The organism is Paraburkholderia bannensis NBRC 103871, assembly GCF_000685015.1.
In the GTDB taxonomy this organism is placed as follows: Bacteria; Pseudomonadota; Gammaproteobacteria; order Burkholderiales; family Burkholderiaceae; genus Paraburkholderia; species Paraburkholderia bannensis.
Genome location: NZ_BAYA01000009.1, coordinates 115294 through 134918, shown reverse-complemented (window position 1 = coordinate 134918; position 19625 = coordinate 115294). Strand labels below are relative to the sequence as shown.

The following is a 19625-nucleotide window of genomic DNA, read 5'->3' as shown; positions in this document are numbered from 1 at the left end:
ATCCGTCAGGGATCCTTGCAGTTTAGCGCACAGGAATCGTCGTGCCGGTGGGCATCGGTACGGCGGTGACGCTGTTCTTCGCGCTGCCGCTCACGACGCGGTCGCTGTACGTCAGGTAGACGAGGGCGTTGCGCTTCGTGTCGACCACGCGCACGACATGCAGCGTCTTGAAGAGGAACGACATGCGTTCGCTGAAGACATCGGCTTGCTGCTTGAGCGGGGCGGCGAAGCTGATCGGGCCGACCTGGCGGCAGGCGATCGACGCTTCGGTCGGATCTTCGGCGATGCCGAGCGTGCCTTTCACGCCTCCGGTGCGCGCGCGGGAAACATAGCAGGTCACGCCTTGCACGGCCGGATCGTCGTAGGCCTCGACGACGACTTTGTCGGAGCCCGTCATGCGGAAATTGGTGTTCACGCTGCCGATCTGCTCGGCGTGGGCGGCGCTCATCACGAGCGTGCTCGCGCAAAGGGCCAGCGCGTGGCGCATCCGGACGGCGTAGCGAGTCGATTTCATGCGGATTCCCGAGAATGGTGAAGCGATATTATCGGGCAGGGTGGGGAGAGAGGAGCGCGAGCTGTTTCGCCGCTTCAAAAGAAAAAACCAAAGAAAAAAGCCGTTGCGCAAAAACGCAACGGCTTTATATTTTGGCTCCCCGACCTGGGCTCGAACCAGGGACCTACGGATTAACAGTCCGGCGCTCTACCGACTGAGCTATCGGGGAACAGCAGTACATCTACAGCTTTAACTTCTTTAAAAAGTCCGTTGTGATTAACGGGCTCTTGAAAATTCTGGCTCCCCGACCTGGGCTCGAACCAGGGACCTACGGATTAACAGTCCGGCGCTCTACCGACTGAGCTATCGGGGAATCAACAAAAGCAGAGAACGAGATTCTATGGGGTCTGGCGCAGTCTGTCAACACCTGTTCGTCATCTTATTTTCATTCCCGCCAAAAAAACTTCGGGGAAGGCGATGACGAAGCCGCTGATAACGCGCCAGCCGGCTCGCTCGACTCAACGGATCGCGGTCAAAAGCGCGATTAGCGAGCCAGCAGGGCGAGCTTGTCCTTCACGTCCTTGAATTCTTCGGCTTCGGGCAGCGCGGGCTTGGTCTTGGTGATGCTCGGCCAGTTCTTCGCCAGATCGGCGTTCAGTTCGATGAACTGTTGCTGGTCGCCAGGCACGTCTTCTTCAGCGTAAATGGCGTTCACCGGGCATTCTGCGACGCAAACGGCGCAGTCGATGCATTCGTCCGGGTCGATCGCGAGGAAGTTGGGACCTTCGCGAAAGCAGTCCACCGGGCACACATCGACGCAGTCGGTATAGCGGCACTTGATGCAGCTTTCGGTCACAACGTGGGTCATTCAGGCAGCTCCTGCAAGCTTTTGTATTGGGGATGGCGCTGGGTTGGGCGCGCCAAAAGCGGTATTGTAACTGAATGGGAATTTCCCCATCCACACCCTCGCGGCACCGTTTATATCGTTTCGTGATTAGTTTATGCGGTGCCGCATGGGCGCGACCGATCAGTCGCGCCTCAGGTCGCGAACGACTGATTTCTTGCGCGATATCCATGCGAGCGCCACGGTCGTGCGTGCATCGCCGCGTCGGAATGCCGCATTCGGGTAACATGGGCGCACCGCAGATGCCCGCCGCCCGTCGGCTTCGCTGCATGCCTTATCAGGCGCGGCGCAGGCTCGAAACAGACTGGTGGGCGCCCTCCGATTGCAGTCCGGCTCGTCAATCATGGTCATTACTTCGCTGCTCGATACCGATCTGTACAAATTCACGATGATGCAGGTGGTGCTGCATCATTTCCCCGCGGCCAACGTGGAATATCGCTTCCGCTGCCGCACGCCCGACGTCGATCTCGTGCCGTATGTCGACGAAATCCGCAGCGAGATCTCCAAGCTCTGCCGCCTGCGCTTCGCCGATCCCGAACTCGAATATCTGCGCAAGATGCGCTTCGTGAAGGGCGATTTCGTCGATTTCCTGGCGCTGTTCCATCTCAACGAAAAGTACATTTCGGTCACGCCCTCGCCGAAGAACAACGGCGAAATCGATATCGAGATCAAGGGGCCGTGGCTGCACACGATCCTCTTCGAGATCCCGGTGCTGGCGATCGTCAACGAGGTCTACTTCCGCAACACGCAGCACCATCCCCAGTACGACGAGGGCCGCGAGCGCCTGCGTCGCAAGATCGAGCTGCTGGGCGCGAAGCCCGAATTCGCCGACTGCAAGATCGCCGATTACGGCACACGCCGCCGCTTCTCCAAGCGCTGGCACGAGGAGGTGATCCTCACGCTCAAGGAAGATCTGGGCGAGCAGTTCACGGGCACGAGCAACGTGTACTACGCGATGAAGCACAATCTCACGCCGCTCGGGACGATGGCGCATGAGTACCTGCAGGCCTGCCAGGCGCTCGGGCCGCGTCTGCGCGATTCGCAGATCTATGGCTTCGAAATGTGGGCGAAGGAGTATCGCGGCGACCTGGGGATTGCGCTGTCGGACGTCTACGGCATGCAGGCCTTCCTGCGCGACTTCGACATGTACTTCTGCAAGCTCTTCGACGGCGCGCGCCACGATTCGGGCGACCCGTTCGAGTGGGGCGAGCGTCTGCTCAAGCACTACGAGGACAATCGCGTCGACAGCCGCACGAAGACCATGATCTTCTCGGACGCGCTCGACATTCCGAAGGTGCTTAGTCTGTACGAGCGTTTCGGCGACCGTTGCCGGCTGGCGTTCGGCGTGGGCACCAACCTGACCAACGACCTCGGTTACCAGCCGCTGCAAATCGTCATCAAGATGGTTCGCTGCAACGGCCAGCCGGTCGCCAAGCTGTCCGATTCGCCGGGCAAGAACATGTGCGACGACAAGGCGTACCTCGCGTATCTGCGTCAAGTGTTCGGCATCGAGCAGCCCACGGAAGTGGAGTGCGCGGGCAAGTAATCCGTCCCGCCCGAGCCGCTAAAACACGAAGCGACGCGCCGGTATAATCGGCGCGTCGCTTTTCTTTTTTCGATGAGGACGTTCATGGACACCACGGCCGCGCGCCGCAGCATACTTGCGCGTATCCGCGCGGCCCAGGGCCGTGCTGTGACGTCGCCGACGCCCACGCAGCACGAGCGCGAAGCCGTCGCCGATTACCTCGCGCGTCACCCGCAGGGGCCGCGTCCGCTGCTCGAAGGCGACCTCGTCGAGCGGTTCGTCGAGCAGGCGAAAAAGATGGCCACGACTGTCGACGAAGTCGCGCAACTCGCCGACGTGCCCGCCGCCGCCGCGCGCTATCTCGCTTCGCTGGGCCTGCCTGAGCAGGCTGTCGCCTGGCAGACGCTCGAATCGTTCGACTGGAGCGCGGCGGGTTTGAGCGTCGAGTTCCGCAAGCCCGCGGACAGCGACCTCGTCGGCCTGACCGGCTGCTTCTGCGCGACCGCCGAAACCGGCACGCTGGTGCTGCTCTCCGGGCCGCAGACGTGGGCGTCGGGCGCGCTGTTGCCCGAGACCCACATCGCCGTGGTGCCCGCATCGCGCATCGTCGCGGGTCACGAAGACGCCTTCGCGCTCATGCGCGCCGAACGCGGCGAGCTGCCGCGCGCGGTCAACTTCGTGTCGGGGCCGTCGCGCACCGGCGACATCGAGCAAACCATCGTTCTTGGCGCGCACGGGCCCTATCGCGTCCACGTCATCGTCGTACATGGCGCGTGACGTTTTGCTGCGTGTCCTGAAGGGCGGCGTGGCCGCACTTGCCGCCTGCGCGGTGCCTGGCGCGCACGCCGCCACGGTCGACGGCGCGACGCTACCCGTGGCCTGGGGCCTGCCGTTCGCGCTGATGCTGCTGTCGATCGCGCTCTTCCCGATGGTCGCCGCCTCGTTCTGGCATCGCCACTTCGGCAAGATTTCGGCGTTCTGGGCGCTGGCGTTTCTGCTGCCGTTTGCGGCGACGCACGGTGTTTCAGCGACGTATCCGCTCTTCGTGCACGCGCTCATCGACGAGTACGTGCCGTTTATCGTCCTGCTCGGCGCGCTGTATACGATCGCGGGCGGCATCTGCATCTACGGCAATCTGCGCGCCTCGCCGCGCACCAATACGACGATCCTGCTGCTCGGCACGCTGCTCGCGAGCGTGATGGGCACGACTGGTGCGGCGATGCTGCTGATCCGGCCGCTGCTGCGCGCCAACGACAATCGCCGCCACAACGTGCACGTGGTCGTGTTCTTCATCTTTCTCGTCGCGAATGCGGGCGGGTCGTTGACGCCGCTCGGCGATCCGCCGTTGTTTCTCGGCTTTCTCAATGGCGTAAGTTTCTTCTGGACTACGCAGCATCTGGCCGTGCCGATGCTGTTCGTCTGCGCGGTGCTGCTTGCGGTGTTCTGGCTGCTCGATTCGTGGTACTTCCGTCACGCGGACGAGGTGCGCGAGGCCACGCTCGACCCGACGCCCGATACGGCGCGCCTCGCCATTGGCGGCAAGTTCAACTTCGTGCTGCTCGCGGGCGTGATCGCGCTCGTGCTGATGAGCGGCGTCTGGAAGCCTGGCATCGGCATCGACCTGCCGGGTGCGCGGCTCGAATTGCAGAACCTCGTGCGCGACGCGGGCCTGATCGTGCTGGCGGCGCTCTCGCTGTTCTGCACCTCGCGCACGGCGCGCGCCGACAACGGCTTCAACTGGGCGCCCATCGTCGAAGTGGCGAAGCTGTTCGCCGGCATCTTCGCGACGATCACGCCGGTGATCGCGATGCTCAAGGCGGGCGAGCACGGCGCGTTCGCGGCGCTGATCGCGTTCGTGAACGACGCGCCGGGCCGTCCCAACGACGCGCTTTACTTCTGGGCGACGGGCCTGCTCTCGTCGTTCCTCGACAATGCGCCGACGTGGCTCGTGTTTTTCAATCTCGCGGGCGGCGACGCGCCGACGCTCATGGCGAGCGGCGCACGCACGCTCGCGGCAATTTCAGCGGGCGCGGTGTGGATGGGCGCGATGACCTACATCGGCAACGCGCCGAATTTCATGGTGAAGGCCATCGCGCAGCAGCGCGGCGTGCGCATGCCGGGCTTCTTCGGCTATCTTGGCTGGTCATGCGTGGTGCTCACGCCCGTGTTCGCCGCAGCGACCTGGCTGTTCTTCGTCTAGGCCCGCGCCGGGCGACAATATCGCCGGACAGCGGCGAATGAACCGCGATTCAACCTCAGCAGTGTGGAGAGCAACGATGCAAAAGATTCTCGTGGCGCGCCCGATCTTTCCGGATGTGATCGACCGGCTCAAGCAGTATTTCGATGTCGACTGGAACAACGGCGAGACGCTGTCCGCCGACGCACTCAAGGCGCGCCTCGCCGACAAGGACGGCGCGCTCACGATGGGCGATCCGGTCGACGCCGCCGTGCTGGCGGCCGCGCCGCGTCTGCGCGTGGTCTCGAACATGGCGGTGGGCTACAACAACTTCGACATGGCGGCCTTCAACGCGTCCAACGTGCTCGGCACCAACACGCCCGACGTGCTCAACGAAACCACGGCCGATTTCGGCTGGGCGCTGATGATGGCGGCCGCGCGCCGCGTCACCGAATCGGAACACTATCTGCGTGCGGGCAAGTGGCAGAAGTGGTCGTTCGACATGTTCCTGGGCGCCGATATTCATGGCGCGACGCTCGGCGTGATCGGCATGGGCCGCATCGGCCAGGCGCTCGCGCGCCGCGCGCAGGGCTTCAATATGCGCGTGATCTATCACAACCGTTCGCGCGTCACGGCCGAGATCGAGCGCGAACTGAACGCCGAGTATCGCTCGAAAGCCGACCTGCTCAAGGAGGCCGATCACGTCGTGCTGGTGCTGCCGTACACGCCGGAAAACCATCACACGATCGGTGCGGCCGAACTCGCGCTGATGAAGCCCACGGCCACGCTCACCAATATCGCGCGCGGCGGCATTGTCGACGACGCGGCGCTCGCGCAGGCGCTGCGCACGCGCCAGATCGCATCGGCGGGCCTCGACGTGTTCGAGGGCGAGCCGAGCGTGCATCCGGCGTTGCTCGAAGTCGACAACGTCGTCCTCACGCCGCACATCGCGAGCGCGAGCGAAGGCACGCGTCGCGCGATGGCGAACCTCGCCGCCGACAACCTGATCGCCGCATTGGGCGAAGGCCCGCGCGCGGGCCAGCCGGCCAACCCGATCAATCCTGCCGTGCTGGGCAAAGCGCGTTCATGAGCATCGAGTCGTTGATGGCGGTTGCCCTCGTGGTGCTGGCGATCGCGCTGGCGGTGGCGATTGTCGCGTTGCTGCGCGTGCGGCAGGGCGCGCACGGTCACGATGACGCCACGCTCGACGCGCTCGATCAGTTGAGCGACCGCCTGGCGGGCGCGAGCGAGACGCAGGCGCGCGCGGCCGAGCGCGTCGAGCGCGAACTGCGCAACGAAATCGCGCGTACCGCGCAGGCTTCGCGCAGCGAGTTCGGCGGCGGCTTCGCGCAGGTGCAGCAGGCGCTCGCGGCGCATCTCACGAGCATCGCGACCGTGCAGAACAGCCAGCTCGACAGCTTCGCGCAGCAGCTCGCGAAGCTCACCGAGACCAACGCGCAGCAACTCGACGCCGTGCGCCAGAGCCAGCAGGTGCAGGCGCAGCAGGCGCGCGACGAGCAGGGCGCGGCGCTGCGCCACTTCGGCACCTTGCTCGGGCAGCAGGTCGCGCAACTGATCGAGGCGAACGACCGGCGCCTGACCGAGGTGCGCGCAACGCTCGAACAGCGTCTGAAGGACATCGAGGCGAACAACGCGGCCAAGCTCGAAGAGATGCGCCGCACCGTCGACGAAAAACTGCACGCGACGCTGGAGCAGCGTCTGGGCGAGTCGTTCAAGCTGGTGTCGGATCGTCTGGAGCAGGTGCATCGGGGTCTGGGCGAAATGCAGACGCTGGCGGCGGGCGTCGGCGACCTGAAGAAGGTGCTGACCAACGTGAAGACGCGCGGCACCTGGGGCGAGGTGCAGCTCGAAGCCTTGCTCGAACAGATGCTCACGCCCGAGCAGTACGCGAAGAACGTGGCGACCGTGCCCGGCAGCAGCGAGCGCGTGGAGTTCGCGATTCGTTTGCCTGGGCGGGGAGTTCAGGCCGCGGGTGCGAGCGACGCCGATAGCGCGCCGGTCTGGCTGCCCGTCGATGCCAAGTTCCCGCGCGAAGACTACGAGCGGCTCGTCGATGCGCAGGAGCGCGCCGATCTCGCCGGTATCGAGGAAGCGGGGCGCGCGCTGGAGGCCCGCGTGCGCGCCGAGGCCCGCACCATCGCCGAGAAATACGTCGCGCCGCCGCACACGACCGATTTCGCGCTGCTGTTCCTGCCGACCGAAGGCCTGTACGCCGAGATCCTGCGCCGTCCTGGTCTCACCGATCTGCTGCAACGCGATTACCGCGTGACCGTATCGGGGCCGACTACGCTCACGGCGTTGCTCAACAGCCTGCAAATGGGCTTCCGCACGCTGGCCATCGAGAAGCGTTCGAGCGAGGTCTGGCAGGTGCTGGGTGCGGTGAAGACGGAGTTCGGCAAGTTCGGCGATGTGCTCGCGCGCACGAAGTCGCAACTGGAGACGGTGACGCGCTCCATCGAAGCCGCCGAGGTGCGCACGCGCGCGATGAACCGCAAGCTGCGCGACGTGGAGGCGCTGCCGGGCGAGGAGGCGTCGAACCTGCTCGGCGATGCGCTGGGGAACGTCGACGAGTAACTGCGCGTGAAGTGTGCGAACCAAAAGCAAACGGGCCGTCCGCAACACTGCGAACGGCCCGTTTTTTTCGACCTGGCCTGGCTTAGCCGATGGCCGGCGCGGCCAGCGTGTCGAGCGCGTCGCCCGTCACGCGCACGATGCGCCAGTCGGAATACACGGTTGCGCCCATCTTCTCGTAGAAGCGGATCGCCGGCTCGTTCCAGTCGAGCACGCTCCATTCGAAGCGCGCGCACTTGCGCTCGACGGCGATGGCCGCGAGCGCGCGCAGCATCGCGGTGCCCAGGCCCGTGCCGCGCTGCGTCGGCTGCACGTAGAGGTCTTCAAGGTACAGGCCGCGACGCCCGAGGAAGGTCGAGTAGTTATGGAAGAACACCGCATAGGCGACGATCTTGCCCGCGTCTTCGGCGACCAGGGCCTCGGCGGCCGGATGCGCGCCGAACAGCGCGTCGGTAAGCAGCTCGGGCGTGCCGGTGAAGAGATGCGTGAGCTTCTCGAATTCGGCGAGCTCGTACATCAGCGCGTGAATCGCGCCGACGTCGGCGGGCGTGGCGGCGCGGATCGTCGCGGCCATCACGCTTCCTCTGGGACGTCGGAGAGGTGGATCTCGATGCCGCCGAAGCGCGACGCGACCCAGTTGTACAGATGGCAGGCGATCCACAGCAGCACGAAGCCGACGATCGCGTTGAGGATCAGCGCGCTGAACACGGTGCCGAGTTCGAAGGTGCCATAGCGGAAGAACGCGACCACGGCGACGAGCAGCACGACAGGCACGCTGAAGGTGAGGTACACGAGGATGAGCGCTTTGGCGGTCTGCCCCGCGGCAATGAACGAGATCTGTTTTTTCATGTGAGTCAGTCCGTAGGTCGAGTGGACGTAGCGTATGGGTAGCGTTGAATTAATTGAATCTGACTGGGTTGCGGCGTTTGGCTGCGGCGTTTGGCTGGTTAGTGCGGTGGCCTAGACGAGTCCGTCGAACAGCATGACGTCGACGGACTCGCCAGCGTCGAGATCGGCGGCCTCATGGGCGAGCACGATAAAGCAGTTCGCCTCGCTCATGGTGCTAAGCGCACCTGAACTTTGCGATCCGGTCGGCGTGACGTGCCACTGACCCTGGGCGTCGCGTCCGGCGACGCCGCGCTGGAACTCGGTGCGGCCCGCGCGTTTGCGGATCGGCGCGTCGCAGCGTGCGGGAATCAGCGGCACGGGCTGCGGCGTCGCGCCAGACATCGCGATCAGCGCGGGGCGCACGATCTGGTAGAAGCTCACCATCGTCGCGACCGGATTGCCGGGCAGGCCGAACAGCAGCGCCGCGCGGCCGACGCCGGGACGGCCGCCCGACCAGATGCGGCCGAACGCGAGCGGGCGGCCCGGGCGCATCGCCAGTCCCCAGAAAGTCACGTCGCCGAGCGTCTGTAGCTGGGTGCGCGTGAAGTCCGCTTCGCCGACCGACACGCCGCCCGACGTCAGCACGACATCGGCGCTTTCGGCGGCCTGGAGCAGCGTGGCGGCGAGCGCATCGGGATCGTCGCGCACGACGCCCAGGTCGATCGGCTCGACATCCAGGCGCCTGAGCATGGCGCCGAGCGTGTAGCGGTTGCTGTCGTAAATGCAGCCCGCGTCGAGCGGCTGGCCGGGCGAGCGCAACTCGTCGCCGGTCGAGAAGTAGGCCACGCGCAGACGCCGCTTCACCTTCACATCGACGAGACCGAGCGAGGCCATCAAGCCGATGTCGCTCGCGCGCAGCACGCGACCTGCACGGAGCGCCACGCCGCCGCGTGCGAGATCCTCGCCCCGACGGCGACGGTTCGCGCCGCTCGCGAGGGCGTCGGCGGGGAAGGTGACGGTGTCGTCCTGCGTGGTAACGCGTTCCTGCGGCACGACGGTGTCGCAGCCCGCGGGCATCGGCGCGCCGGTCATGATGCGCACGCAACCACCTGCGGCCAGCTCGCCCGTGAACGGATGGCCCGCGAAGGCCTTGCCGGCGACCGTCAACGTGAGCGCGCCTGCGCCTTGTGCGAGTGCCGCGCCGTCGAACGCATAGCCGTCCATCGCCGAGTTGTCGTGCGCGGGCACGTCAATCGGCGAAATCACGTCGGCGGCGAGCACGCGTGCGAGCGCATCGCGCAGCGGCACACGTTCGCTTTGCGCGAGCGGCGTGACCCATTCCAGCACGATGGCCTGGGCGGCACTGACGGGCAAGGCTTGGGGATCGAACTGGGTGAGGCTTGCGGCGCTCGCGGGGAAAGTGTTAGGCGTGGTCATGAGGTGGAGAAGCGTCGAGTCCGCACGCGTTGGTACAAACTTCGCACAACAGGTGCGGCGATCGTCCTGATGGTGCCCGAGGCCGGGTGCATGCGTAGCGCATGGCGTGGCGATCGGCCGTGCCCGTCAGGCGCGGTCGAGGTCGGCGAGTTCCTTCAGGGAGTTGACATTGTAAAACGCACGTTCATCGGCAAAGCTCACTTCGGCCGCCGTGTGGCGCGCGTACCACGCGCGCACCTTGCGCTCGCCCGCGTCCAGAAAGGCCGCGAGGTCGTCGGCCAGCGACGTGCGCAACAGCGCGAAAACAGGATGCAGGCTGACTTCGCCGGCGGCGTTCGTGGTCGTTGCCGTGGCGATGGCGACGCCGTGCGCGAGGGCCGCTTCGGCCAGGCGCACGCCGAGGTCTTCAGGCAGCCACGGCGAATCGCAGGGCGCGCTCAGCAGCCATTCGGTGCGCGCGGCGCGCAGTCCGGCCAGCAGGCCTGCAAGCGGGCCGGGATAGTCGGGCAGCGTATCGGCGAGCACGGCCGCCTGCCAGGGCGCGCCCAGCGTTGCGTACACCTCGTGGTTGCGGTTCGCGCTGATGGCCAGCGTGCCGACCTGCGGCGCGAGACGCGCGAGCACGTGAGCGGCGAGCGGCTGGCCGTGCAGCATCTGCAGGCCCTTGTCGACGCCCCCCATGCGCTGGCCGCGCCCGCCCGCAAGCACGAGGCCGGTGATGGCGGAAGCGGGGATCGCGGTGGGCGTGTCGGGCATGAGTAGGGCGCAAGGCTTGAGCAGGGTGGAGCGGGTCGGCTCCGACTGCTCCGACTGACGGCGACGGTGGATCAGCCGCCGATATACGACATTTCGATGCGGCGTTCTTCGCTCGTCGCGGGTGCGGCGGCGCTGCCGCGCAGTTGCGAGTAGCGGTCGGCGCGCTGTTCCCAGATCTGCGCGATGGCAGTGGAAATGGCGGCGTCGCTGGCTTCGCCGCGCACGAGCGCGCGCAGGTCATAGCCCATCGACGCGAACAGGCACAGGTACAGCTTGCCTTCGGTTGACAGCCGCGCGCGCGTGCAGTCGCCGCAGAACGCGCGCGTGACGCTGGAGATCACGCCGATTTCGCCCGCGCCATCGGCATAGCCCCAGCGCTGCGCCGTTTCGGCGGCGCTGTGCGCTTCGAGCGGCACGAGCGGGAAGTGTTCGGCGATACGCGCGACGACGTCGGCGGAGGGGAGCACCTCGGCCATGTTCCAGCCGTTGGTCGCGCCCACATCCATGTATTCGATGAAACGCAGCGCCACGCCCGAGCCGCGGAAGTGGCGCGCGAGCGGGACGATTTCGCTGTCGTTGGTGCCGCGCTTGACCACCATGTTGACCTTGAGCGGCGCGAGGCCGACCGCCTGCGCGGCGGCGATGCCGTCGAGCACGTCGCTCACCGAAAAATCGGCGTCGTTCATGCGGCGGAACAGGGCGTCGTCGAGCGCGTCGAGACTCACGGTCACGCGCGTGAGACCCGCGTCGCGCAGTGCGCGCGCCTTGCGGGCCAGCAGCGAGCCGTTGGTCGTGAGCGTCAGGTCGAGCGGCGCGCCGTCGGGCGTGCGCAGCGCGGCGAGGCGCTCGATCAGGAACTCGATGTTCTTGCGCAACAGCGGCTCGCCGCCCGTGAGGCGAATCTTGGTGACGCCGTGCGCGACGAAAAGCCGTGCGAGACGCTCGATCTCTTCGAGCGTGAGCAGCGACGAGTGCGGCAGGAACGGATAGTCCTTGTCGAAGACCGCGCGCGGCATGCAGTAGACGCAGCGGAAATTGCAGCGGTCGGTCACCGAAATGCGCAGGTCGCGCAGCGGCCGCGCGAGCGCATCGAACACCTCGCCCGATGGCGCGCGCGTGGACACCGCCGGGCTCTGGAGGCTCGGCGGCAGGGTGCGGGCATCGGTAACGGGGATGATGCGTCGGGACATGGTTTCTACGTGCTGCTCGATGACGACGTACTGCGTGCAATGTTTCGATTTTAGCCGAAGCACCTGTCGCACACCGACGAGAGTGAACGCTGATATATCAAAAAAAAGCCCGCCGATATATGGCGGGCTTTTGCTGCGGCGCGGTATCCAGCGCCGCCTTTTGGGGGCTTCGGCACTGGAATCCTCCTTGCGGGCGGTTTCCAGTGCCGCACCGTTTCAGGCCTTAGCCTTGACGGGACGTTTCCACTTGCTGCATCGGTGCTGCGTCGACCGGCGCCAGCGCCTTGCGCTCGCGCGGCACGCGCGCGGGCTTGACCACCTGGGCCGCGGCTTCCTGCGCGGCGCGCAGCTTGGCGGTGTCGGTGTTCACCCACACGAGGCCAGCCGATTCGAGCATCGGAGCCAGGGTCGCGCCCGTCTCTGCGGCTGCCGGGGCGGCCACAGGTGCAGGTGCAACAGCGGGCGCCGGTGCTGCGGTTTCGACTTGCGCCAGGGCTGCCGGGGCGGCTTGAACCGGTGCTTGAACCGGCTCAACTGCTTCGACGCGCGTTTCGACCGGAGCCGGTGCGGGCTGTGCGACCGCTGCGGGTTCGACTGCTTCGACGGCTTCGACGTGCGGCGCTTCGACGCGGTCTTCACGCGCTACCGGCAGTTCGGCAGCGGGGGCTTCGACCGCAGCAGCAGGCGCTTGAGCAACCGGCGCGGCTTCGACCGCTGCAACCGGAGCAACCGGCACAACCGGCACAACCGGCACAACCGGCACAACCGGAGCAACGGGTTCAGCTGCCGGAGCCACTGCCTCGACCGGCGCAGCCGGAGCAAGCGTTTCAACCGGAGCCGGAGTCGGAGCAGCAGCAACGGTTTCAACCGGAGCGACCGGAGCAACAGGCGCCTGCGCAGGTTCAGCCGCTTGCGTGGCTTCCACTGCTGCTGCGGCGGCTGCGACCGGCAGAGCCGTCACAACCACGGTCTCGGCGACCGAGGTGTGCACGACGGTTTCCGATGCCGGCGCTTGCGCGTCAGCTTCGGCTGCTGCTTCGTCCGAACCTTCGCCTTCTGCGCCTTCCAGTGCTGCCGTACCTTCCGCATCGCGCTCGCGACGACCACCACGGCGGCCGCGACGGCGGCGGCGGCGCTCTTCACCTTGCGGTGCGGCACCGTCTTCGTCGAAACCGGCCTGGTTCACGCCATCGGTGAGGGCGGCTTGTGCTGCGTCCGCGGTTTCAGCGTCGGTGCCTGCGCCAGCGCCAGCGGCTTCGAGGCGTGCTTCTTGTGCTTCGACTGCTTCGCTCGGCTGTTGACGGCGGCGCTCGCCGCGCTCAGCACGTTCGCCGCGTTCGCGACGCTCGCCGCGCGGAGCGGCTTCGGCTGCCTCGCTGCGTTCCTGGCCACGCTCGACGCGTTCGATGCGCTGCTCGCGCGGTTCACGCGGCTCGCGCTCTGCACGGCCTTCGCGGCCTTCACGCGGCTCGCGTTGCTCGCGCGGAGCACGCGGTTCGCGTGCTTCACGTTGCTCACGCGGTTCACGCTGTTCGCGCGGCTCGCGTGCTTCACGCGGTTCGCGGCCTTCGCGTTGCTCGCGGGGCTCACGGCCTTCGCGGGGTTCACGTTGCTCGCGCGGCTCGCGGCCTTCGCGTTCCGCACGACCCTGGCCCTGGCTCTGGCCCGTACGCGTGCCGGTCGCGGCTTCGCCACGGCCTGCTGCGTCGCGACCGCCGGTGCGGCGATTGCGGTTACGGTCGCCCGAAGCGGCCTTGTCGCCACGCTCCGTGCGCTCGCCACGCTCGGCGCGTGCCGGACGGGCTGCCTTGTCCTGCGTTGCTGCCGGCGCCGGTGCGGGAGCTGCAGCCGGTGCGCCACCAAAGAGGCGCTTGATGAAGCCGAAGAAACCACCGCCTGCGGCTGCTGCCGCGACCGGTGCGGCCACGGGAGCGGCCTCGACGGCCTTGACGGGTGCGGACGGCGCCGGACGCTCCGGCGTGATGCCCTTCACCGCGGCTTCCTGCTTGGGCTTGGCTTCCGCGTTGCGCTTGCTGTAACCGGTTTCCGATTCCAGTTCGCGAGCCGCTTCCTCGGCCATCTTCCACGAAGCACGCGGATCGTCGAGGCGCGCGTCGTCGTGACGCAGGCGCTCGAGCTTGTAGTGCGGCGTTTCCAGATGCTTGTTCGGGATCAGCACGACGCCGACCTTGAAGCGCGACTCGATCTTGTTGATTTCCGAACGTTTTTCGTTCAGCAGGAAGGCGGTCACTTCGACCGGCACCTGGCAATGGATTGCCGCGGTGTGCTCCTTCATCGCTTCTTCCTGGATGATGCGCAGGACCTGAAGCGCCGACGATTCCGTATCGCGGATGTGACCCGTGCCGTTACAGCGCGGGCAGGTGACGTGGCTGCCTTCCGAGAGGGCCGGGCGCAGACGCTGGCGCGACAGCTCCATCAGGCCGAAGCGCGAGATCTTGCCCATCTGCACGCGTGCGCGGTCGTGGCGCAGGGCGTCCTTCAGGCGTTGCTCGACTTCACGCTGGCTCTTGGCCGACTCCATGTCGATGAAGTCGATCACGATCAGGCCGCCCAGGTCGCGCAGACGCAGCTGGCGCGCGACTTCGTCGGCGGCTTCCAGGTTGGTGCGTGCAGCGGTTTCCTCGATGTCGGCGCCCTTGGTGGCGCGTGCCGAGTTCACGTCGATGGCGACGAGCGCTTCGGTGTGGTCGATCACGATCGCGCCGCCCGAGGGCAGCGGGACGGTGCGCGAATACGCCGTCTCGATCTGGTGCTCGATCTGGAAGCGCGAGAACAGCGGCACATCGTCGTGATACCGCTTCACCTTATTGACATTGTCCGGCATCACGATATCCATGAAGGCGCGTGCCTGGTCATAGATCTCGGTGGTGTCGATGAGGATTTCGCCGATGTCGGGCTGGAAGTAGTCGCGGATCGCGCGAATGACGAGGCTCGACTCGAGATAGATCAGCATGGGCTGACCGGTCGTGCCTGCCTGCGACGCGGCTTCGATGGCGCGCCACAGTTGCAGCAGGTAGTTCAGGTCCCACTGGAGCTCTTCGGCGGAGCGGCCGATGCCGGCCGTGCGCGCGATGATGCTCATGCCTTCCGGCAGTTCGAGCTGCGCCATGGTTTCGCGCAGTTCCTGACGGTCGTCGCCCTCGATGCGGCGCGACACGCCGCCGCCGCGCGGGTTGTTCGGCATGAGGACGAGGTAGCGGCCGGCGAGCGAGATGAACGTGGTCAGGGCCGCGCCCTTGTTGCCGCGCTCTTCCTTTTCGACCTGGACGATCAGTTCCTGGCCTTCCTTGAGGGCGTCCTGGATACGCGCGCCGCGCATGTCCACGCCGTCGCGGAAGTACTGGCGGGCGACTTCCTTGAACGGCAGGAAGCCATGGCGATCCTCGCCGTAGTTGACGAAACACGCTTCGAGCGACGGCTCGATGCGGGTAACGATGCCCTTGTAGATGTTGCCTTTGCGCTGCTCGCGACCGGCGGTTTCGATGTCGATGTCAATCAGCTTCTGTCCATCGACGATGGCGACGCGCAGTTCTTCCTGCTGCGTCGCGTTGAACAGCATTCGTTTCATTGAACGACTCCAGTGCGGCTTCGCGCGCGCCCTTCACGGCGCCCGTCGCTTCGACGGGCAGCACAGTGTCGGGCAGCGGCAAGCCGCGCCTTATTGTGTTTTCACAAGCACGCTGGAGCGGGAAGGATGGCGGGGAGAATTGCCGTTGAGGCGGCCGGCCGGCGTTGCGTTGCCAGGGACGGGCCGCGTGGGCACATGCGAAATACGTCTTCAAGAAGCGAAGAGACGTGCCGCCGGGGCACGGTTTTCCTGCGCTTCCATGGATCCGTCTGTTACGTGCACCGGCGGCAAACTGCGCCACGCACGACCGCAACAGGAAACACACCGCAGCCGCGTACTGCGCGCTGATGGCTGGATCTGCTTCGCGGCCTTCGCTGTCTGCTGAAGGGCCGCGTATGGGAAGCTAACAGGAACGCCCGTCTTCCCCCTCGGGTGTCTCGACACTTTTGACGTCGCCATGTCCCGCACGTTGCCGGGACGAATCGGGCGCTCGCCGTATTTTCGCCACCGTCGCGTCGTACCGCGGCCACATCGAAATCGCTTCGGGCGCGCGGCGCGACGCGCCGGATGAATTCTTTATACCAACCTTCCGTTACCGTCGGAGCCCGGTGCGACCGAACGTGCCTGTGGGCGCCGTCCCTGCCGTCGGGTGTTCCGTGCGTGCAACTCGTTGCTTCTCTTAAGACAGGGTGAGCAACCAGCCCCGGGCGCAAGTAAAATAACCGTTTATCGCTTGCTGCCTGCGCATTTCGCGTGGTTTCAGGTCCGGAAGATCCCCCTTGGATAACCATCGGGCGGATCGGGAACTTTATGGCCGTTGGGCCAACCTTCGCGTCAGCGTTGGGCAAATTATATTCAGAATGAAAGGGTTAGGCAAAATATCCCAGAATCAGGTCGCAAGTGACCAGGTTTCCATCGTCGAGATCGACGATGGCGCAGCCGGTCAGCGCATCGACAATTTCCTCCTGCGCGTCTGCAAAGGCGTGCCGAAAAGCCACATTTATCGCATTTTGCGTAGCGGCGAAGTGCGCGTGAATAAGGGCCGGGTCGACGCGCAGTACCGCCTCGAACTGGGCGACCTCGTGCGCGTGCCGCCCATTCGTATCGCCGAAAAAACAGCGCCAGAGTCCGCGCCGGTGCCCGCTGCCGAGTTCAAGGTGCTCTACGAGGACGAGGCGATGCTGGTGATCGACAAGCCCGCAGGTGTCGCCGTGCACGGCGGCAGCGGCGTGGCGTTCGGCGTGATCGAGCAGCTGCGTCAGGCGCGTCCGCAGGCCAAATTCCTTGAACTCGTGCACCGGCTGGATCGCGAGACGTCGGGCGTGCTGATGCTGGCGAAAAAGCGTGCGGCGCTGGTCGGCCTGCACGAGCAGATGCGCGACAACAAGACCGACAAGCGCTACTACGCCTGCGTGCACGGCGATTGGGCGAGCGACTGGGGCCGCCGTCGCGCGGTCAAGGAGCCGCTGCACAAGTACCTGACCCCGGAAGGCGAGCGCCGCGTGCGCGTGCAGCCGGATGGCCAGCCCTCGCATACGGTCTTCAATCTCGTGGAGCGCTGGCCGCAGTACGCGCTGCTCGAAGCCGAGCTCAAGACCGGCCGCACGCACCAGATCCGCGTGCACCTGGCGCATCTGGAGCTGCCGATCGTGGGCGACGCCAAGTACGGCGATTTCGCGCTGAACAAGGCGCTCGCGCGCACCAACGCGAAGCCAGGCCTCAAGCGCATGTTCCTGCACGCGCACCGGCTCAAGCTCACGCATCCGATCACGGGCGTGCCGCTGCAGTTTGAAGCGCCGCTGCCGCCGGAGCTGCGGCGTTTCGTCGACGAGCTGCGCGCGCAGCGCGAAGCGGCGGGCGGGGACTACGCGGCGCCGCAACCCGAATGAGGGTTGAATCATCTGCGAAGGCTCGCTCAGCGGCACGCAGCGGCCGCATTGCCAGCCGAATGGGCACAATGCGGCCCGACGAAAGAATTTGACCGGGTATAAACGCCGGACTCAAGAACAACAGTGTTTGGAGAAGGACCGTATGGCCCGAGAGCAATTTGACCTGATTGTGTTCGACTGGGACGGCACGCTGATGGACTCGACCGCCCACATCACGCGCAGCATCCAGGCCGCCTGCCGCGACCTGGGCCTGCCCGTGCCCGGCGACGAGGCGGCGAGCTACGTGATCGGACTCGGCTTGCGCGAGGCGTTGCAGATCGCCGCGCCCACGCTCGATCCGGCCGATTACCCGCGCCTCGTGGAGCGTTATCGCGTCCACTATCTGCTCAAGGATCAGCAGACCGAGCTGTTCGCGGGCGTGCGCGAAATGCTCACTGAACTGCGCGACACCGGCTATCTGCTCGGCGTGGCGACGGGCAAGAGCCGCGTGGGCCTGAATCGTGCGCTGGCCGATGCGAACCTCACGAGTCTCTTCGACGGCACGCGTTGCGCCGACGAAACTTTCTCGAAGCCGCATCCCGCGATGCTGCACGAACTCACGCGCGAACTGGGGCAGGATCTGGGCCGCACCGTGATGATCGGCGACACGACGCACGACTTGCAGATGGCCGCAAACGCGGGCGTTGCGGGCGTGGGCGTGGGTTATGGCGCGCACTCGGCGTCATCCCTGGAGGCGCTCGCGCCCCAGTTCATCGCAGCCGATGTAGCCGAACTCGCAGCGTGGCTGCGGGAGCACGCATGAGCGAGAGCGCAGCCGTGAGCCAGCACGCCCCCGTGCGCGTATGCGCCGCCGGGGATCTCGCCGACGGCGGCGCGGGCGTGCGCGTGAACGCGACCTACGCGGGCGGCCCGGCCGTGGTGTTCTTCGTGCGCTTCGGCGGCGAGGCCTACGGCTACCTGAACCGCTGCGCGCATGTGCCGATGGAACTCGACTGGGTCGAAGGGCAGTTCTTCGAATCGTCGGGGCTCTATCTGATGTGCGCCACGCACGGCGCAATCTATCAGCCGGAAACCGGCAAATGCGTGGGCGGCCCTTGCCGCGGCGGGCGTCTGCGCGCGGTGCGCGTCGAGGAACGCGACACGCCTGAGGGCCGTGCTGTATTCTGGCTGCCGGATCACGACCTGCTTCCGACCCCGAACTGATTTCCTCGCCGATTCAAACACCTACGCATGTCAGATAAACCGACCCCCGATTCAAACGAGCCGCCGCGCCCCATGCATTCGGGCAAGGTGGAAGCCGGCAATGGCGGCTGGGAGCGCGAAGCGCTCGAGCGCATCGCCATGGCCGCCATCCACGAGCAGCGTGCGGCGCGGCGCTGGAAGATCTTCTTTCGCTTCGCGTTCCTTGCCGTGCTGGTGCTGATCGCGTGGACGGTGCTCGACTTTTCGGGGGCGCGCGTCGAAGGCGGCGGCCGCCACACGGCGCTGGTGTCGCTGGACGGGGAGATTTCGTCGGATACGCCCGCCAACGCCGAAGACATCAATAGCGCGCTCGACAGCGCCTTTGACGACGACGGCACCGCAGGCGTGATCCTGCACATCGACAGCCCGGGCGGCTCGCCGGTGCAGGCCGGCATCATCAACGACGAGATCCACCGCCTGCGCGCCAAGTACCCGGCCATTCCGCTCTACGTGGTGGTGGGCGATATGTGCGCGTCGGGCGGCTACTACGTCGCCGCTGCCGCCGACAAGATCTACGTGAACAAGGCCAGCATCGTCGGTTCGATCGGCGTGCTGATGGATGGCTTCGGCTTTACGGGCCTGATGGACAAGCTCGGCGTCGAGCGCCGTCTGCGCACTTCGGGCGAAAACAAGGGCTTTTACGACCCGTTCTCGCCCGATACGCCGAAGATGGACGCACATGCGCAGGAAATGCTCGACCAGATTCACCAGCAGTTCATCGATGCCGTGAAGGCGGGGCGTGGCCAGCGTCTGAAGGATTCGCCCGATATCTTCTCGGGTCTTTTCTGGACGGGTCAGAAGAGCGTGGAGCTGGGTCTCGCCGACGCTTACGGCGACACCGATTACGTCGCGCGCGAAGTCATCAAGGCGCCGGACGTGGTGGATTACACGGTCAAGCAGAGCATTTCCGACCGCGTGGCGAAAAAATTCGGCGCGAGCGTCGGCTCGGGCGCGATGCATTCGCTGATCTCGGGCGCGAAGCTGTCGGTGCGGTGATAAGTCGC

17 protein-coding genes and 2 tRNA genes are annotated in these 19625 nt (G+C 66.1%); 9 read left to right on the top strand and 10 right to left on the bottom strand.

The genetic code is table 11. The features are described from left to right. Positions 1-22 precede the first annotated feature (22 nt). The 4 genes from BBA01S_RS15940 to fdxA all read right to left on the bottom strand — a co-directional run bounded on the left by BBA01S_RS15940 (position 23) and on the right by fdxA (position 1361). Positions 23-487, bottom strand: coding sequence for a CreA family protein (locus BBA01S_RS15940; RefSeq protein ID WP_407668317.1), 465 nt, complete (start codon positions 485-487; stop codon positions 23-25). A gap of 159 nt (positions 488-646) precedes the next feature. After that, positions 647-722 (bottom strand) — tRNA-Asn (locus BBA01S_RS15935). Between the two features lie 68 nt (positions 723-790). After that, positions 791-866, bottom strand: a tRNA-Asn gene (locus BBA01S_RS15930). A gap of 171 nt (positions 867-1037) precedes the next feature. Continuing rightward, positions 1038-1361, bottom strand: coding sequence for a ferredoxin FdxA (gene fdxA, locus BBA01S_RS15925; protein WP_027817327.1), 324 nt, complete (start codon positions 1359-1361; stop codon positions 1038-1040). Between the two features lie 379 nt (positions 1362-1740). On the opposite strand from fdxA, the gene pncB reads away from it, so the two are divergent. The 5 genes from pncB (at position 1741) to BBA01S_RS15895 (ending at position 7693) form a co-directional block, all read left to right on the top strand. Beyond that, a complete protein-coding gene (gene pncB / locus BBA01S_RS15915) occupies positions 1741-2943 on the top strand; it encodes a nicotinate phosphoribosyltransferase (RefSeq protein WP_027817326.1) in 1203 nt (400 codons plus the stop codon). Positions 2944-3027: 84 nt separating this feature from the next. Next, positions 3028-3699, top strand: a complete 672-nt coding sequence (locus tag BBA01S_RS15910; protein ID WP_027817325.1) for a LutC/YkgG family protein — start codon at positions 3028-3030, stop codon at positions 3697-3699. Further along, complete coding sequence (locus tag BBA01S_RS15905) at positions 3689-5122, top strand: sodium:proton antiporter (protein WP_042297323.1); 1434 nt, start codon at positions 3689-3691, stop codon at positions 5120-5122. The genes BBA01S_RS15910 and BBA01S_RS15905 overlap by 11 nt, the downstream gene beginning before the upstream one ends. Positions 5123-5198: 76 nt before the next feature. Next, the gene (locus tag BBA01S_RS15900) at positions 5199-6188 is read left to right on the top strand and encodes a 2-hydroxyacid dehydrogenase (RefSeq protein WP_027817323.1); all 990 of its coding nucleotides are present in this window, start codon (positions 5199-5201) and stop codon (positions 6186-6188) included. Further along, positions 6185-7693: a DNA recombination protein RmuC gene (locus BBA01S_RS15895; RefSeq protein ID WP_027817322.1), complete on the top strand. Its 1509-nt coding sequence runs from the start codon at positions 6185-6187 to the stop codon at positions 7691-7693. The genes BBA01S_RS15900 and BBA01S_RS15895 overlap by 4 nt, the downstream gene beginning before the upstream one ends. An 82-nt stretch (positions 7694-7775) precedes the next feature. Here the strand turns inward: BBA01S_RS15895 and BBA01S_RS15890 are convergent, their stop codons facing one another. The 6 genes from BBA01S_RS15890 to BBA01S_RS15865 form a co-directional block, all read right to left on the bottom strand. Continuing rightward, positions 7776-8264 (bottom strand): GNAT family N-acetyltransferase, encoded by a 489-nt coding sequence (locus BBA01S_RS15890; RefSeq protein ID WP_027817321.1) that lies wholly within the window; start codon positions 8262-8264, stop codon positions 7776-7778. Further along, positions 8264-8539 carry a DUF3566 domain-containing protein gene (locus tag BBA01S_RS15885; protein WP_027817320.1) on the bottom strand — a complete coding sequence of 92 codons (276 nt, stop codon included), beginning with the start codon at positions 8537-8539 and terminating at the stop codon, positions 8264-8266. The genes BBA01S_RS15890 and BBA01S_RS15885 overlap by 1 nt, the downstream gene beginning before the upstream one ends. A 111-nt stretch (positions 8540-8650) precedes the next feature. Beyond that, positions 8651-9955, bottom strand: coding sequence for a molybdopterin molybdotransferase MoeA (gene moeA / locus BBA01S_RS15880; protein ID WP_027817319.1), 1305 nt, complete (start codon positions 9953-9955; stop codon positions 8651-8653). A 126-nt stretch (positions 9956-10081) separates the two neighbouring features. Further along, the gene (gene mobA / locus BBA01S_RS15875; RefSeq protein ID WP_042297320.1) at positions 10082-10711 is read right to left on the bottom strand and encodes a molybdenum cofactor guanylyltransferase MobA; all 630 of its coding nucleotides are present in this window, start codon (positions 10709-10711) and stop codon (positions 10082-10084) included. Positions 10712-10782: 71 nt separating this feature from the next. Beyond that, positions 10783-11901, bottom strand: a complete 1119-nt coding sequence (gene moaA / locus BBA01S_RS15870; RefSeq protein ID WP_027817317.1) for a GTP 3',8-cyclase MoaA — start codon at positions 11899-11901, stop codon at positions 10783-10785. 223 nt (positions 11902-12124) lie between these two features. Further along, the gene (locus BBA01S_RS15865) at positions 12125-15490 is read right to left on the bottom strand and encodes an Rne/Rng family ribonuclease (RefSeq protein ID WP_027817316.1); all 3366 of its coding nucleotides are present in this window, start codon (positions 15488-15490) and stop codon (positions 12125-12127) included. A gap of 860 nt (positions 15491-16350) precedes the next feature. Between BBA01S_RS15865 and BBA01S_RS15860 the strand changes: the two genes are divergently transcribed. The 4 genes from BBA01S_RS15860 (at position 16351) to BBA01S_RS15845 (ending at position 19617) form a co-directional block, all read left to right on the top strand. Further along, on the top strand, positions 16351-17379 hold the full coding sequence (locus tag BBA01S_RS15860) for an RluA family pseudouridine synthase (RefSeq protein WP_027817315.1): 1029 nt from the start codon (positions 16351-16353) through the stop codon (positions 17377-17379). A gap of 142 nt (positions 17380-17521) precedes the next feature. Next, the gene (locus tag BBA01S_RS15855) at positions 17522-18181 is read left to right on the top strand and encodes an HAD-IA family hydrolase (RefSeq protein WP_027817314.1); all 660 of its coding nucleotides are present in this window, start codon (positions 17522-17524) and stop codon (positions 18179-18181) included. Then, on the top strand, positions 18178-18582 hold the full coding sequence (locus BBA01S_RS41445) for a Rieske (2Fe-2S) protein (protein WP_042297318.1): 405 nt from the start codon (positions 18178-18180) through the stop codon (positions 18580-18582). The genes BBA01S_RS15855 and BBA01S_RS41445 overlap by 4 nt, the downstream gene beginning before the upstream one ends. A gap of 27 nt (positions 18583-18609) precedes the next feature. Further along, positions 18610-19617: a S49 family peptidase gene (locus BBA01S_RS15845; RefSeq protein ID WP_027817313.1), complete on the top strand. Its 1008-nt coding sequence runs from the start codon at positions 18610-18612 to the stop codon at positions 19615-19617. Positions 19618-19625: the final 8 nt, after the last annotated feature.